A 17,391-nucleotide genomic window follows, 5' to 3' on the forward strand; every position below is an offset into this window, starting at 1 on the left:
CAAAAATAGTTAAAAAATATTGCTGATTTTAATATGCTTATACCATATAGATGTATGGTGCTATTATATAGATAAAAGTACTTTTAAATTTTTAAAAGCTTGTCACATTTAGCAAAAGTAATATTTTCCTTATAGTTATTATGTTTGTCTACATCATTGTTGTTTCTAAGCCAGTCTAAATATATAGCAGCTGTATTAATACCTGCTTCATGAGAAAAAGGATAACCGCCACCAAATCTTGGATTTAATTCTAAAACATATACAATGTTGTTTTTTATAAAAACATCACAATCTAAATTTCCAATATGGCCTAGTTTATTAGAAATTATTTCCCCTACAGTACTTATTTCTTTATTAACAACAGACATAGCTTTGTCTGTTTCTCCAGACCTCATAGCAATTTTTTCTCTTGCAAATGTTCCGTAGTAGTTACCACTAAAATTGTTTAAAATATCTAACCCGTATTCTATACCTTCAATTTTTTCTTGAATTAAAATGGCCTCATCAATATAGTTTTTACTAACAGTATTTAAAATTGTGTTTTTTAATTTTATTTTCTGAAGTTTATATACCAATTCTAGCTCATCAAAATTAGAGACAGTTTCAATACCTATAGATGCACTTCCCCACCTTGGTTTAATAATTAAAGGGAAATTTAATTTATTAGTTTTAAGGTCTTTTACAACTAAATCTATATTAATATAAGTATTGGGTGTACGCAAGTTAGAAGATTTAATAAACTTAAATGTTTCCCATTTGTCAAAAGCTATATCTATTACTTTCTCGGAAGATAGTATAACTCTGGTACCTTGTTGTTTAAAAATATTAGTATGTTTAGCTAGTAATGGTAATTCTAAATCATTTAAAGAGATAACTGCGTCTACCTTATAATCCCTACAAATTTTTAATAAAGTATCAACATAGGTGTCATCATAAATACTAGGGACTGTAATAGAAATATCAGCATCTACTAATGCAGGAGCATTACTTTGCATATCGGTAGCAATTATGGCTCCATTTTTATTTAGAGCTTCTTTAAAATAATTAATTAAGTAATTTCTTCTCCCGGCGCAAGTAAATAAAATATTAATTTTATCCATATAAATAAGCTTTGCTATATATTTAATTAAGGTTTGTATAAATTAACAGATATTTTTCTCTTGCCAGATTTTAAGGATGGTATTTCTTTTACATACTCCACATCTATACTTGCATCTAAGCCAATATCGTTTTTAAATTTACTTATTAGTAGTGATTCTCTTGTAAACTTAACATTAGTATTAATTTTAATTTTAAATTTTATTTTATCAAGTTGTATAAATTGCAATTGTTCTATTTCAGGAAAATCATATACATAAGCATGCATTGTAAACGGGTTTAAAATTTCACCGTTTGTTTTGTATAATGCATCCATTCTTCTGCCTTGAATACTTTTTAGTTTAGGTATTTCATCTTTACTGCTGTAGGTAAGTATGCCTAGGTCACCAGTATCGTACCTAATCATAGGAGTTGCTAAATTATATAGGTCTGTAACTACAATTCTACCTACTTCATCTTTTTTAGCAGGTTCATCTTTTTCTAAATCTAAAACTTCTACAATATAACTTGCCCAGTTAATTGTAAAAAAGTTGTCATCTTTTGTTTGTTGAGCAATAATACCGTTTTCTACGTTAGAATATCTTGAAACTGTAGGAGTCTTAAAATAATATTCCATTTTTTCCTTTACATCACTACCAAGCCTTTCAGAAATGGCTATTATAGATGTAATATTGCAATCTATAGGGGCGTAATTATTTTTTTCTAAGTATCTGCAAATAGTTTCAAATCCAGAAGCATATCCTAACCAACCTTTGTTGCTACTATCTTTCTCTAATTTCAAAATTAGATTTTTTAAATATGTATCATTAAGGTCACTAACATCTAACTGTACTGAGTTTTGTAACCAAGCAATTAACTTGGGTTTTCTATAATATGCTGCCCATAACCTTAAATAAAGTAACTTTTGACCTAATGTAAAGCCAGATAGTTTTGCGTAATACAGGGTGTCTGCTGTATTTCTTATTTTTTTTCTTTTAGTTTGGTATATCTTAAATGGTGAGCCAGTAGATCCACTGGTTTTTACAATATTAACTTTGCTAGAGTTGGTGTCACAAATAGTAATGTCTAAAAAATTATCTTTAATATCTTTCTTTGTTACTACAGGAAAATCTAGTAAAGATGTATGGCCTTTAAGTTTATTATAATATTTAGTGCTATTTACGGCTGTACTTAAAAGTTTGTTCAGTTGTATTTTTTGCTCTTTTAAAAGAGTAGTGTAGGATTTAATTTGATGTAGACGATGAATATCTTTAAAGTCTTTTTTTATAGGACTCCCTTTAAAAAAATCTAAACTCCAAAAAGTATAATTTCTAATCTGTTCTAATACATTCATAATACAAAACAAAAACAGTTATGGTGTAGCTGGTAATATATTAAAAAAAAATACAATGGTAATTTGTGGCTACAATATTATTACTGCAAGTAAAACATTTTTTTATTAATAAAATTGTATTTCTTTTTAGTGCGCTATTTAGGTGTTTGTAAATTTTTATAAGAAAAATAATGTTAATTAAAAAAATATAAGAAAAAGTATAGATGAAATAATCCAAATGTCGGTTTAACTACGTACTTTAATCGAATATTAGTTAATTAATTACAATAATTTAGTTTTTAAACGTTAGTAGTTTAATAGATTATAAAAGTGTAATGTTATAAAAAAGTTATTTTAAATGTATTTTATCGATTATTTATGCTTTTCATCTGTTTATTTAAAAATGAACACCTACTTTTGCACCTTAAAAAATAATACAAACGTTTCCCCAAAAAACTTACTATTATGCAGTTAACTAAATTTACAAGCAAGTTTATGCTTTTTTTAATTTTCATTTGCTTAATGTCTTGTTCTCAAGACTCAGACTTATTGGCAGACCTAATATTAGAAGAAAAGGAAGAAATTATAGAACCAAGTGACCCTGTAACTGGTTCAGATGAGGACCCTTATAAAGATAAAGATTTTAGTAATCCAAACAAAATAGTTGGGAGTTATTATCCAACTTCTCAAGAAGATATTACAAATGCAGATAACGCTAATAAAAAGGCAATTATAACAAATTCTTTTACTTGTAACAACTGTACATTTGCCGCAAACCAAACTATAGAGCCTGCAGGTGGTGTAATTACAGGAGAAAATATTAACTTAAACAATGCTTTTATAGAAAATACATACAAGCAAGCTTTTTCAAGTTCTACAACGTTTACGGGTATCTATGATAAATCAAGGTTAAGTATAGAGGTTTTTGGCGCAATTTCTGGAGATGGTGTAGATGATTCTGCGGCAATTGATGCTGCTATAAATAATATAGAGGTTGCTACCGCTAGTCCAAATGGTTTGTATGTTAAAAACAAGCCATCTACATACAAAAGAGAAGGTAATTTTGATTGGAATTTAAACGGAGCAAAAATAGAGACCACCAGTAATTCTGATTTTAGAATAAATACTTTTGATGTTGATTATATTTTTACGTTTTATAATTTAAGTCCTAGAATTTATAATGGTGAGTTTGATGGTACAGACACTTATGGGAGGTTAATTTGGTTAAGAGGGCAACAAAGTTTCTATTTTGCAGATTTAAATGTACACAATTACCATTCAACATCTAATGCTAGAGGAATAGCTTTTAGAGTCAATATGTATCCACAGTCTTATGGGTTTAACAAAGGTGAGTTTTATCGTAATACCATTAATAACATAAGTTCTGCTTCTGATGGTATAGCTAATAATGTTAATGGATTAAGCAAAGGAATTTTGCTAGGATTGTATGAAGATGGAGCTGCTGATGTTTTTTTGGAAGATAATATAATTACAAATATTATTGGTGATGATGCTGAGTGCTTGTATATAGCTCCTCATGGTTCTGCTACTATGGATAATAACGTTAATTTTTATTTAACTAATGAAACTTACAAATACGCAAAACGTAGACAAGCTAAAATAACTGTTTCTAATGTGCATATTAGAGATTCTTATTTTGAGGCACCTGGTGTAGCACAAGATTTTAACGGACAAGCGGCGGTAATTTTAGGTGTTTTTAGCACAAAAAAAGGACAAACCAATAAAAATTTTGAATTGATAAATTCAGATTTGGTTTCTAACAACATACCAACTATGGGTGCTATAGCTGTTACTGAACTTGAGGATGCAAAAATTATAGGAAACAGAATTACTTTTAGTGATATTTCTAATTATCCTGGGTTAACTTTAGGTTCTGGCACTACAGGGTATTATGGTGTATTAATAAATAACACAATAAAAGAAAATGAGTTTACAAATTGTGGTGTAGAAATAGCACGTATTTTTGACCCACAAAATGGACCTGTAGTTATAGATGAAAGTACATTTAATTACAATTGGGGCGGTAACAATCCAGGCAATTATGTAGGAGTTTTACGTTACTCGTCTAGCTCTAATGCTACTGTTACTGGTGCTGTTACTTTAAAGAATAGTGCAGTAAACTATAGTGCAGGTAAAGTTTTTAATTTATTTAGCGGGGTAGTGGTTAGCATAGTATCTAGTGTGGAAAATTTAACAATAGACAATGTTACCGTAAATTATAAAGGTTTATCTGGTGTTGGGCAAGCATTTGGGTATATAGGATCAAAAAATAGTTCTAATTTTGGAAATACCAATGCCATTACAAATTGTACCATAAATGGAGCGTTGGCAACAGGCGCAATAAAGGTAACCGGCTCTAATAAAACAGTTAAAATTAGCAATAGTAAAGATAGTGCTGGATTACCAATTACTGTCTTTTAAAAAAGTATTATATGTTTATGTTCAAAATTAGATTCTTTTTTATTGTTAATTTTGCTTTTTTTTTAATGATTAATAGTTCTTGTAGTAAGGATATTGATGAGATAATAGATACTGTAGTTGTGCAGGAAAATGATAGTGTACCTGATGTTGTTCCAAAAAACGCAAAAGACAGTTTAGGAATCATAAGTTATATTGAGCTGCCACCTGAAGGTACAAACGGATTTGGAGTAGAAGACTTAGACGTAGAGATTGCTACTTGGTTTGGGTTTAAACGTTCTTCAGTTACTCATACATGGGATGATAGTAATTATAACCAAATTAATATAGCTATACCCTTGTATGATAGCTTTAACTTAAAAACTACGTTATTTAGTCTTCCTAATAAAATTAAGGACTGGGAACCTTATAAAAAAGCATATGATAACGGACATGAAGTAGCTAGTCATTCATTAAATCATTTAAATTTTGAAAAAATAACAAGTAGTCAAATTGAAAATGAGCTGAAAGAATCAAAAAATGAAATTAATAAAAAAATGCAAACTGTTAATTGTTTAACATTTGCATATCCATATTGTACTTCCGAATCATATGGTTTAACTGAGAAATATTATATAGCTGCACGATCATGTAAAAATAGTATTCAGAGTAATAAGCCATCAGATTATTACGATTTAGGCGGCGTTTTATGTGGAGAAACAACACAGTATTTTTTAGGAGAACAATTAAATGATTTGGCACAAAAATCGATTGACACTAATGGATGGGCAATTTATTTATTTCATAACATTGACACTGAAGGAGGTTTTTCTGTAAATTCTCAAGAATTAAAAAAACACCTTACTTATCTTAATCAAAATATAAATATTTATTGGGTTGCAACTTTTGTTGATGTTGTTAAATATATCAAAGAAAGAGAAGCAGCAACTTTAAAAGTCGAAAATCAAACTTCAAACCTTATTGAAATTTCTATTACTGATAATTTAGATGATAGTATCTATAATCATCCAATTACGGTTAAAAAAAAGATTCCTTTTGAAACTATTGATTCTTCTTTAGTAGTTAAACAATCAAATGTTCAATTGGATTATGGAATTGCAAAATTAGGAGCTTCTAAGTTTGTGATTTTTAATGCAACTCCTGATAAGGGTACTGTGAGTATTTCTTTCTAATTTACCATCCTTCTTTATTGAGAATATAAGTGTATCACCTTTTTTATTCTTATTTGTGTTTAACTTATCTAATTAATGTTACCGTTTGTAGATTAATACAAGTTAATACATTAAAATAACTGACATTTGTAGGTGTGTAAGTTTAGGTGTACAAATACTATATTTGTGTTGTGCTTAGTAATAGATTTGCGCATAAAGTATAAAAAATAAACACAACTATAAAAGAATATACTACAACTATGTCAGATAAGAAAGTAGCTTTAATAACAGGGGTAACAGGCCAAGATGGCGCTTATTTAAGTGAATTTTTACTAAAAAAAGGGTATGAGGTACACGGTTTAAAGAGGCGTTCCTCATTATTTAATACAGATAGGATAGACCACTTGTACCAAGATCCACATATAGAGAACAGAAATTTTATTTTGCACTATGGTGATATGACTGATAGTACAAATTTAATTAGACTTATACAAGAAATACAACCTGATGAGATATACAACTTGGCAGCAATGAGTCATGTACACGTGTCTTTTGAAGTTCCAGAGTACACCGCTAATGCAGATGGTATAGGAACCTTACGTATATTAGACGCAGTACGTATGTTAGGTTTGTCTAATAAAACAAGAATCTACCAAGCTTCAACCTCAGAGTTATACGGAAAAGTACAAGAGGTTCCTCAATCAGAAACAACTCCATTTTACCCTAGAAGTCCGTATGCAGTAGCAAAAATGTACGCATATTGGATAACAGTAAATTACAGAGAGGCGTATAATATGTATGCATGTAATGGTATATTATTTAATCATGAATCACCTATACGAGGAGAAACATTTGTAACACGAAAAATTACAAGAGCCACAGCAAAAATAGCATTGGGTTTACAAGATAAATTTTACTTAGGAAATTTAGATGCCGAACGCGATTGGGGTCATGCAAAAGACTACGTTCGTATGATGTGGATGATACTACAAGCAGATGAGCCAGAAGATTGGGTTATAGCAACAGGCAAAACAACAAAGGTGCGAGAGTTTGTGAAAATGAGTTTTGCAGAAGCTGGTATAGAGTTAGAGTTTAAAGGAAGTGGGGTAGAAGAAAAAGCTTATGTTGTAAAATGTAGCAATCCAGATTATCAATTAGAGATTGGAAAAGAGGTACTGTCTGTAGATCCAAAATACTTTAGACCAACCGAGGTAGAGCTATTAATTGGAGACCCAACTAAGGCAAAAACAAAATTAGGGTGGACAGTAGAGTATGAGTTGGCTGACTTGGTAAAAGATATGGTTCAGAGCGATTTAAAGCTAATGCAAAAAGAGCAGTATTTAAAAGACGGGGGATACCGAATTTTAAACTACTTTGAGTAATATGGATAAGAGTTCAAAAATATATGTTGCAGGTCACAGGGGGCTTGTAGGCAGTGCAATTGTTAAAAATTTAAAGAGTAGAGGGTATCACAATTTAGTAGTAAAAACCCATAAGGAATTAGATTTAACCAATACAGAAGCAGTTTCTAATTTTTTTAAGGCAGAACAACCCAAATATGTGTTTTTAGCAGCAGCCAAAGTAGGAGGTATTGTAGCAAATAATACCTATAGAGCCGATTTTATTTATGAAAATTTAATGATCCAAAACAATGTAATTCATCAATCTTATGTACATAAGGTAGAGAAATTATTGTTTTTAGGAAGCACGTGTATCTATCCCAAAAATTGTCCTCAACCAATGAAAGAGGACTACCTATTAACAGATACATTAGAATATACCAATGAGCCATACGCAATAGCAAAGATAGCAGGTATAAAAATGTGTGAAAGTTACAACCTACAGTACGGCACTAACTTTATTTCTGTAATGCCAACAAATTTGTACGGCCCTAATGATAATTTTGATTTAGAAAAGTCACACGTACTTCCTGCATTAATTAGAAAAGTAGCCTTAGGTAAAGCATTAGAAGATAAAAACTGGGATTATATCAGTTCAGACTTAAACAAGTTACCAATAAAAGGTGTAAACGGTTCTGCCTCTGAGGAAGAAATAAAACAGGTTTTATCAGACTTTGGAGTGGTATTAAATCAATCTAAAGCTAGTGTAGAGATTTGGGGAACCGGAAAGCCTAAACGAGAATTTTTATGGTCGGAGGATATGGCAGATGCCTGTGTGTATATTATGAGAGAAAGAGATTTTGTAGATGTAGTAAAAGACATTAAAGAAGTTAGGAACACTCATATAAATATAGGAACCGGAGAAGATATAAGTATAGCACAACTGGCAGATTTAATAGCTACAACAGTGGGGTATAAAGGAGCATTTGTTTTTAATACAAATAAGCCTGACGGGACAATGAAAAAACTAACAGATGTAACCAAACTTAACAATTTAGGATGGAAGCATAAAGTTAATTTAGAAGAAGGTATAGCATCATTATACAATTGGTATATTGCAAAAACATAAATTAGTTAAAAATCGATTGAAAGAGTAAATAAACAAATGAAGTTTAACTAATTGTATGATTCAAAAGATTAAAAATGTAATATTTCAAGGTGGTTTTTTAAGATATTTAAAGAATACGTCATGGCTAATGGCAGAAAAAGTTGCTCGTATGGTTGTGGCGCTAACCATAGGGGTTTGGGTAGCACGTTATTTGGGGCCTAATCAATTTGGTGTCCTGAGTTATGCACAAAGTTTTGTTGGGTTATTTACTGCATTTTCTACCTTAGGGCTTAATGATATAATTGTAAGGGAACTAGTAAAAGATAAAGATGATAAAAATTTAATTTTAGGGACGTCTTTTTGGATGCAAATTTTAGGCTCCTGTTTTATCATGTTTTGTTTGCTTATTGCTGTATTTGTAAACGATAATGACCAATTAACTAATAAAATTATTTTAATATTAGGAGGTATCACTTTTATTAATAGTTTTGGCGTAATTACCTCTTATTTTTACAGTAATGTTACAAGTAAAAATATTGTTATACCTAGCTTTATAGGATTGTTGATTTCTGCAGCGCTGAAAGTTTTTTTTATCCTAAACAACTACAGTTTAATTTACTTTGTGTATGTGCTGGTTTTTGATATTGCATTTTTAATGTTTGGCCAAATTTACTTATATCAAAGGCAAGGAAACTTTATAAAAAAATGGTCTTTTTCATCAAAAAAAGCGAAGCAATTGCTGTTAGATGCCTGGCCATTAATACTGAGTGCTATTGTAATATCTATTTATATGAAAATAGATCAAGTAATGATAAAAGAGTTTTTAAACACAGAAGCAGTTGGTCAGTATTCCGCAGCAGTACGTTTAAGTGAAGCGTGGTATTTTATACCTATGATAATATGTAGTTCTTTGTTTCCGGCAATTCTTAATGCTAAAAAAGTAGATGAAAGGTTATATTTTTCTAGATTACAACGTTTGTTTAATTTAATGGTTGTTTTAGGGTTAAGTGTAGTTGTACCTGTATTGTTATTAAGTGATTGGGGAATAGAATTATTGTATGGGGAAGCTTATAATCTATCAGCAACTGTTTTAAAAATACATATTTGGGCGGGAGTTTTTGTGTTTTTAGGTGTAGCCAATCAAAAATGGTTTATTAGTGAAAACTTGCAGAAATATAATATTTTATGTTTGGCTTTAGGAATGTTGGTAAACGTACTCTTAAATATACTATTTATACCTAAATATGGTATATTAGGTGCTGCTTATGCAACGCTTATAGCACAGGCTATAGCTTCATTGTTTGCGCCAGTTTTGTTTAAAAAAACAAGAAAAACTTTTTTCATGATGATTAGGGCTCTGTTTTTTTTAAGTTTATTTAAAAAAAAATATAAAAATAATAATTAACATAAAATGCTTTTTAATTCATTAGATTTTGCAATTTTTTTACCTATAGTGTTCTTTATTTATTGGTTTTTAGTAAATAAGAGTATAAAAAAACAAAATATAGTTTTACTTGTAGCTAGTTATGTTTTTTATGGTTGGTGGGATTGGAGGTTTCTGTCATTAATTTTATTTAGTACAATTGTAGATTATTGTTTGGGAAATCTTATGTATAGGACGGAGAAAGTATCTAGACAGAAAATATTTCTTTATACTAGTTTATTCGTGAATTTAGGATTGTTATTTTACTTTAAATATTGTAATTTTTTTCTTGATAATTTTATTAATGCTTTTTCCTTTTTTGGATTAAATTTTAATGTTTCTACGTTAAAAGTTATATTGCCTGTGGGGATTAGTTTTTATACTTTTCAAACACTTAGTTATACAATAGATATTTATCGTAGAAATTTAGAGCCGGCAGAAGATTTTATATCTTTTGCAGCGTTTGTTAGTTTTTTTCCTCAACTAGTTGCAGGCCCAATAGAGCGAGCCACTAATTTATTACCTCAGTTTTATAAACGTAGGGTTTTTTCTTTAGAGAAGGCAAAATCAGGATTGCGCCAAATTTTATGGGGATTATTCAAGAAAATTGTCATTGCTGATCAATGTGCTAAATATGTAAATATTATTTTTGATAATTCAGATGGTTATTCAGGAAGTACTCTTTTAGTAGGAGCGATACTATTTGCTTTTCAAATATATGGTGATTTTAGTGGTTATTCAGATATTGCAATTGGAGTTTCTAGGTTGTTTGGATTTAACCTTATGAAAAACTTTGCTTTTCCTTATTTTTCAAGAGATATTGCTGAATTTTGGAGGAGATGGCACATATCTTTATCTACGTGGTTTAGAGATTACTTGTATATACCTTTAGGAGGAAGTAGAGGTGGGCTAAAAATGAAGATTAGAAATACATTCATTATATTTTTAGTTAGTGGATTTTGGCATGGTGCAAACTGGACATTTGTTATTTGGGGTGCTCTAAATGCTATATATTTTTTGCCCTTATTGTTATTTAATAAGAATAGAAGTAATATGGATGTTATAGGAGGAAAATCTTATATTCCTACTTTTAAAGATTTTGTGAAGATGTTATTAACATTTAGTTTGACAGTTTTTGCGTGGATATTTTTTAGAGCTTTAAATTTAGAACATGCATTAAGTTATATTGTAGGAATTTTTGATTCTACAATATTCAGTACACCTGAAGTGGCTCCATTTTTTTTAAATATTTACATTTTAAGTTTTTTAATTATTGAGTGGTTTGGAAAAAATAGTGACTATGCAATAGAAAAATTATTTGTTAAAAGAAGTAGAGTTATTAGGTGGGCTTTTTACATGCTTATTGTTTTTGTTATTATAGGTAATGTTAGTAATCAACAAGATTTTATTTATTTTCAATTTTAGATGAAATGAAGAGTTTTTTAATTAAGTTATTGATTTTTAATGCTTTGGTGTTTTTTTTAGCGATAGTTTTAGGAGAAGTTAAGTATTCTGATGAATTTATTGCCAGCAAAACTAAGGGCACGGCTTATGAAAAAGTTGGATGGAATTTAGACATAATAAATAATTATCCTGAGCGAATAAAAAATAGCACTATTTTTCTAGGTTCTTCTTATGTCTTAAATGGAGTTAATGATTCAGTACTTTCATTTAATGATAAAAAAGTAATCAATATGGCAGTGAAACATAATGGTAACGATTTGGGATTGTACTTTTTAAATAGAATTAAAAAATTACAGCCAAAGGAAGTTATTAGTCTAAAGCATAAGTTTTATACAGTTGGATTTCATAAACTAAGTCCTCTATTATATCGACCTAGCGAGTATATTGCTAATGGACAAACAGTAAATTTATATTTTGTTAAATACTTATTCAAGAGAGTTAAGTTAACTCTTGAATATCTGTTTTATACTCCAACAAAAACGGTGTACAAAGAAGAGATAAAGTTCTTTTACGGAGTTCGTTATGCAAAAAACGAATTAAGTAAAGATTATTTAAAAAAATCAGAAAATATAAATAAACTTAATAGAATAGATGAAGGATTTAATCTATATCAAAATGGATTTAATTACATTAGCGAAAATCTGGAGTCTTTAATTATAAGAAAAGCTAAAAGTCTTTTAAGAGAAATTAAGTTTAGGTTTTCTAATAATAGTTGGCTAACCAATTCAAGTTCTCAAGAAGCATTTGTGTATAAGGCTAAAGAGATTAGTAGGTTAAACAAGTTCAAATTTTCTCAGTTATACATACCAGTAATGTCAGACTTAAATATAAATAAAAAATATAAAAGATCAAATTTTATGCCATTAGAGTCAGATGCTAGTAATATTTATGAGATCAAGGATTATTCTTTTCTGAATTCAGGAGTTTATTGGGTGGATTTACATCACTTATCTAAAGAAGGGTCTATATTATTTACAAAAGCTTTAGCAAAAAAAATGAAATGAAGAGGGAACTTATTGATAAAATACAAACAATAGGTTTTATACCGTTATTATTTTTAATTGGTTTATTTACCAATATTTTTAATTACGGACATCTATTTGCTTATGGTTGTATAGGCTTAATTTTATTTAAGAAGCAATTCTTAAAAAAAGCCATAGATCGCAACTTTTTATTGTTAACTTTTTTTTCTGTAACCTATGGAATGTTTTATGCATTGAATCCCTGGAAAGGATTTCAATTTGTAATTATTTACGCATCAGCTCCACCGGTATTGTATCTTTGGGGCAAATATATCTCTACTGTATTTAAAGAATCAATGTTTGTATTTTTTACTGCTGTAATTTTAACACTTATATATTCATTCCCAGCTATGGTATCGGTTGTCTTAAACATACTAGAAGGTGGTTTTGGGCAGCTAGATAGAAATTTGCCAATGTTTTGGGGTGGAGAACCAATAAATGCTACTGCAATGGGAGCTTTTTTTGTTTTTAATATGTGTATTCCTGCTTTGTTGTTTTCTGCATATAAAGTAATTCCAAAATATTTGATAATTGTACTAGGTGCTATTTTCGTGATAAGTTTATTGTGTGTTTTACGAATTGGTAGTAGAACACAATTGGCAATTTTTATACTGTCATTAATTATTAGTTTGGTTGTAGCTATACCTAAAAGGTCGTTTAAAGAGAACTCTGTAACATTTACAGTATTTGCTATTTTATTAGGTGTAGTTGCAACACAGGTTTCTCTAGATTTAGACTCTGATATTTTAGCAACTTTTGCTAGTAGAATGGAAGATGATGGGGCAGCAGATATAGCAAGCGGTGGTGGCCGTACAAAACTTTGGGTGAAATCTATAGATTATATGTTTGAAAAACCTTTAGGCTGGGATTTACAGGAATTTGGGTATTCTCATAATCTGTGGTTAGATGCATTGCGAGTGGGAGGTTTCATTCCTTTTGTAATTCTTATACTGTACTCATTACGCTTTATTAATTTAATTTATAATATTTTTTTTAGTAAAAAAATAGATATGTCATTTCAAATTTTATGCTTAACCTATACCTTGGGCTTTTTCTCATTGTTTATGGTAGAACCTGGTATAGATGGTACATTTACGTTGTTTATATTATTTTGTTTGTTTGTGGGGTTAGTACGTCACCATTATATAACGACAAATAACGGTAATGTATTAAATGCAAACAATCATCAATCAATAAATTAGTTTTTTTTAAAACAATAACTATATATAATATTCACTAACACCATAAAAATATGTGCGGAATTTTAGGCACTGTGCCTTACACACCATACGATAAATTTAAACCAGCATTAGATACACTGTACCACAGAGGTCCAGATAGTTTTGGAGTAGAGTCTGTAGATCATGACGTTACATTAGGTCATAGAAGATTATCTATTTTAGATGTGTCTGAAACAGGGCACCAACCTATGAAGAGTGAAAACGATAGGTATTTGATAACTTTTAATGGTGAAATATATAATTTTATAGAAATAAAAAAAGAGCTAGCGTTAAAAGGACATTCATTTAAGTCAACTTCAGACACAGAGGTGTTGCTTAAAGCTTTTTTAGAATGGGGTGAAGAGTGTGTGCATAAGTTTAATGGTATGTGGGCATTTGCAATATGGGATAAAGAAACTAAAAAGTTATTTATATCTAGAGACAGATATGGTAAAAAACCGTTGTTTTACGCACAAATAAATGGTCAGTTTGTTTTTGCGTCTGAAATGAAAGCCATTTTCCCTTTCTTTAAACAATTAGAGATTTCGGAAGATTTTCATTGGATGAAAAAAAATATTTTTTTCTATGAATCTACAGATAAATGTTTAATTAAAGGCATACAGCGTTTTCCTGCGGGGCATAGTGCTGTGTATAAAGCGGGGAAACTAAATACATATAGATACCATAATACGTTAGATAATTTAGTAGAAGTGCCTAAGTCTTATGATGAGCAGGTAGAAAAATTTAGAGAATTGTTTATGGATGCCTGCAAATTACGTATGCGTTCTGATGTTACTATAGGAACAGCTTTAAGTGGAGGGTTAGACAGTAGCGCAACAATTTCCGCTATGGCTAATTTGGCAAAAGATAATGGCAGTTATTCTAAAGATTGGCAGCACGCTTTTGTAGCTTCTTTTCCGGGTACTCCTTTAGATGAATCTTACTACGCTAAAAAGGTAACAGATAATTTAGGTATAGGTGCAACTTTTGTAGATATAAACCCTCTACAACATTGGGACAAGTTAGAAGAATATTTTTATAAGTTTGAAGATTTATACATCACGTCTCCAATACCAATGATTATGTTGTATGAGTCCGTGAAAAAAAATGGTGTAACAGTTACACTAGATGGTCATGGAGCAGATGAACTATTAAGTGGTTACCAACAAGGTAATTTAGAAGCTTTATGGGATGCTAAGTTAAGTCCGTCTAAAACAAAAGATATATTAAATATTTACCAAGATTCTATTAATGAAGACAAAGAGCAATACAAACGCACAAATAGTAGCAAATTGTATACAGACTTTATGTCTAAAAAAACAGTAAAAAAAATATTAGGTAAAACAATGCCATCTATTGATAACGGACACCCTAATTTTAAAAAATTAGACAACCATGCTCAATATTTATACGCAATGTTTCATGAAAATATACTACCTACTTTATTGCGTAATTATGATAGGTATGCTATGATTAATAGCGTGGAAATACGTATGCCATTTATGGATCATAGAATTGTAAATTTTGTAAACTCATTACCTTATTCAAGCAAAATAGGAGGTGGATATACCAAAAGAATAGTACGTGATGCTTTAGACCCTTATATGCCTAAGGAAGTTACTTGGAGAAAGTCTAAAATTGGTTTTAGTTCTCCAATTGTAAATTGGATGCAAAACGATTTGAGTGATTGGTTTTTAAGTACAATAAATGACACTGACTTTTTACAATCTAATTTGGTTAGTAATCCAAAAGATTTACAAACCAAAATCACAAAAATTGTTAAGGGAGAAAATAATGAGTTTTCTGATGCTCAAAAATGTTGGTCAGAACTATCACCGTATATTTGGGAGAAGTCAGTTTTAAGCGGAAAATCATTTCCTAATAAATAATAAATGAAAAGTAGGATAAAAAAACTAATATTGAGTAGTGGTTTTTTAACTAAATGTGTGATGTATTTTAGACGTCTGCGTCTTAAAAAAACATTAGGTATTAAGTATGGGAAAAATGCATTTATTGGTTTTTCTACAATTTGTGAAGGGGCTAATGGTTTTGGGGCTTACAGCTCCATTACTTCTTCATACATAGGATATGGTTCTTATATAGCACAAAGTACAAAAATCTCAAAAACAAAAATAGGTCGGTATTGTTCTATTGGCCCAAACGTGCAGTGTATATTTGGTAGGCATCCAGCGAACACCTTTGTGTCTACACATCCTTCATTTTTTGCATTAAAAACACCTGTACCTTTTACATATGCAAAAGAGCAATTGTTTAAAGAGTTTCCTGATGCTATAGATGAAAAGGGAATGTATACAATTAAAATAGGTAATGACGTTTGGATTGGAGCCAATGTTTCTATTTTGGATGGTGTTGAAATTGGTGATGGTGCAATTATTGCTGCAAATTCTCTTGTAAATAAAAATGTAGCACCCTATACGGTTGTTGGTGGCGTTCCATCTAAAATGATAAAAAAAAGATTTTTAGATACAGAAATAGCTTTTTTAAAAGAAATTAGATGGTGGGATAAACCTAAAGATTGGATTGCAAATAACGCAGCTTTTTTTACAGATATACAAGGTTTTATAAAAAACATTAAAGATGATTAGTAAAAATGTACCAATTGTAGTAGTAGCTTATAACAGACCTAAATCCTTACAAAGATTATTACAATCATTAAGTAAGGCAAATTACCCTAGTACCAACATAGATTTAATAATAAGCATAGATAAAGGTCCAAATAATGAAGACGTTTTGAAAATAGCAGAAAACTTTAGTTGGAATTTTGGAGAAAAAAAAATTGCTTATCAACAAGAAAATTTAGGATTAAGAAAACATATAATTAAATGTGGTGATCTAAGTTTAACTTATGGGGCAGTTATTGTTTTGGAAGATGATTTATTAGTTTCACCTAATTTTTATAATTATACGGTTAGTGCGCTAGATTTTAGTGAAAATAAATCATACATAGCCGGTGTCTCGTTATATAATCATCAATTTAATGTACATAAAGGAGAACATTTTAGCGCAATAGATGATGGTTATGATAATTGGTACTTTCAATTTGCATCATCTTGGGGGCAAGCTTGGAGTGCAACACATTGGATGGGTTTTAAAGATTGGTATAATAAAGGTCAGGATATTAATAGTAATGATAAAGTGCCTAAGTATGTTAGATCTTGGTCAGAAAAATCTTGGTTGAAATACAATATAGCATACCTGATTACTAAAAACTTATATTTTTTATATCCTAAAATTTCTTTGTCAACTAATTTTAGTGATGCGGGTACCCATGTTGGTGTTGGCAGTACATTATATCAGGTTCCCTTGCAAGAAGGGGTTAAGAAAAAGTATTTTTTCTCAGAATTAAATGACTCAAAGTCGGTTTACGATTCTTTTTTTGAGAATAAGTATATAATGTCTTTTTTAAATAAAGATAAAGAAGATATTACAGTTGATTTGTATGGTTATAAAGAAGTTTATCCAACAAAATATTTGCTTTCAAGAAAGATATTAAATTATAAAATTGAAAAATCTTTTGGAAAGTCATTAAAGCCTATAGATTCTAATATTTTGCATAATATCAATGGGAGTGATTTTTTTCTTTATGATTTAAGTATAGAGCAAAAAAATAAGAATAATTTAAATTTTAAAAGTGATTTTTTGTATAACATAAAGCGTGTAAATTATAACGATGCTTTGCATTATATTAAATTAGAAACTTTTAGGAAATTTAGTGTTCTTTTTAAGCGAATATTAGGTAAGTAAAATCTGTAAGTACAGATAAACGCATAATTGGGTATCCTTATCCAATATT

Annotated in this window: 12 protein-coding genes and 1 pseudogene; 11 read left to right on the forward strand and 2 right to left on the reverse strand. The window is 29.8% G+C overall.

All coding sequences use genetic code 11. The annotated features are described in order from the left end of the window. Positions 1-83: 83 nt before the first annotated feature. Positions 84-1,100, reverse strand: a complete 1,017-nt coding sequence (locus CELLY_RS13165; RefSeq protein WP_013622175.1) for an ATP-grasp domain-containing protein — start codon at positions 1,098-1,100, stop codon at positions 84-86. 26 nt (positions 1,101-1,126) lie between these two features. After that, positions 1,127-2,431, reverse strand: coding sequence for a phenylacetate--CoA ligase family protein (locus CELLY_RS13170; protein ID WP_013622176.1), 1,305 nt, complete (start codon positions 2,429-2,431; stop codon positions 1,127-1,129). A gap of 444 nt (positions 2,432-2,875) precedes the next feature. Here CELLY_RS13170 and CELLY_RS13175 point away from each other — a divergent pair, with 444 nt between their 5' ends. The 11 genes and pseudogenes from CELLY_RS13175 to CELLY_RS13225 all read left to right on the forward strand — a co-directional run bounded on the left by CELLY_RS13175 (position 2,876) and on the right by CELLY_RS13225 (position 17,342). Further along, the gene (locus CELLY_RS13175) at positions 2,876-4,852 is read left to right on the forward strand and encodes a hypothetical protein (protein ID WP_013622177.1); all 1,977 of its coding nucleotides are present in this window, start codon (positions 2,876-2,878) and stop codon (positions 4,850-4,852) included. Positions 4,853-4,869: 17 nt separating this feature from the next. After that, positions 4,870-6,021: a polysaccharide deacetylase family protein gene (locus CELLY_RS13180; protein WP_169309927.1), complete on the forward strand. Its 1,152-nt coding sequence runs from the start codon at positions 4,870-4,872 to the stop codon at positions 6,019-6,021. Positions 6,022-6,260: 239 nt separating this feature from the next. After that, positions 6,261-7,382 (forward strand): GDP-mannose 4,6-dehydratase, encoded by a 1,122-nt coding sequence (gene gmd, locus CELLY_RS13185; RefSeq protein WP_013622179.1) that lies wholly within the window; start codon positions 6,261-6,263, stop codon positions 7,380-7,382. A 1-nt stretch (position 7,383) separates the two neighbouring features. Continuing rightward, the gene (locus CELLY_RS13190) at positions 7,384-8,469 is read left to right on the forward strand and encodes a GDP-L-fucose synthase family protein (RefSeq protein WP_013622180.1); all 1,086 of its coding nucleotides are present in this window, start codon (positions 7,384-7,386) and stop codon (positions 8,467-8,469) included. A gap of 55 nt (positions 8,470-8,524) precedes the next feature. Next, on the forward strand, positions 8,525-9,853 hold the full coding sequence (locus CELLY_RS13195) for a flippase (protein WP_013622181.1): 1,329 nt from the start codon (positions 8,525-8,527) through the stop codon (positions 9,851-9,853). Positions 9,854-9,859: 6 nt separating this feature from the next. Continuing rightward, entirely contained in the window at positions 9,860-11,296 is a 1,437-nt protein-coding gene (locus CELLY_RS13200) for an MBOAT family O-acyltransferase (protein ID WP_013622182.1), read from the forward strand. A 5-nt stretch (positions 11,297-11,301) separates the two neighbouring features. Continuing rightward, entirely contained in the window at positions 11,302-12,339 is a 1,038-nt protein-coding gene (locus tag CELLY_RS13205) for a hypothetical protein (protein WP_013622183.1), read from the forward strand. After that, positions 12,336-13,559: an O-antigen ligase family protein gene (locus tag CELLY_RS13210; protein WP_013622184.1), complete on the forward strand. Its 1,224-nt coding sequence runs from the start codon at positions 12,336-12,338 to the stop codon at positions 13,557-13,559. The genes CELLY_RS13205 and CELLY_RS13210 overlap by 4 nt, the downstream gene beginning before the upstream one ends. A 50-nt stretch (positions 13,560-13,609) precedes the next feature. Next, a complete protein-coding gene (asnB, locus tag CELLY_RS13215) occupies positions 13,610-15,466 on the forward strand; it encodes an asparagine synthase (glutamine-hydrolyzing) (RefSeq protein WP_013622185.1) in 1,857 nt (618 codons plus the stop codon). Positions 15,467-15,892: 426 nt separating this feature from the next. Further along, a pseudogene (locus CELLY_RS17355) lies at positions 15,893-16,067 on the forward strand (DapH/DapD/GlmU-related protein); the annotation flags it as partial. Between the two features lie 108 nt (positions 16,068-16,175). Then, positions 16,176-17,342 (forward strand): glycosyltransferase, encoded by a 1,167-nt coding sequence (locus tag CELLY_RS13225; RefSeq protein WP_013622187.1) that lies wholly within the window; start codon positions 16,176-16,178, stop codon positions 17,340-17,342. The last annotated feature ends 49 nt before the right edge of the window (positions 17,343-17,391 follow it).

The sequence above is a fragment of the Cellulophaga lytica DSM 7489 genome (assembly GCF_000190595.1).
GTDB lineage: Bacteria > Bacteroidota > Bacteroidia > Flavobacteriales > Flavobacteriaceae > Cellulophaga > Cellulophaga lytica.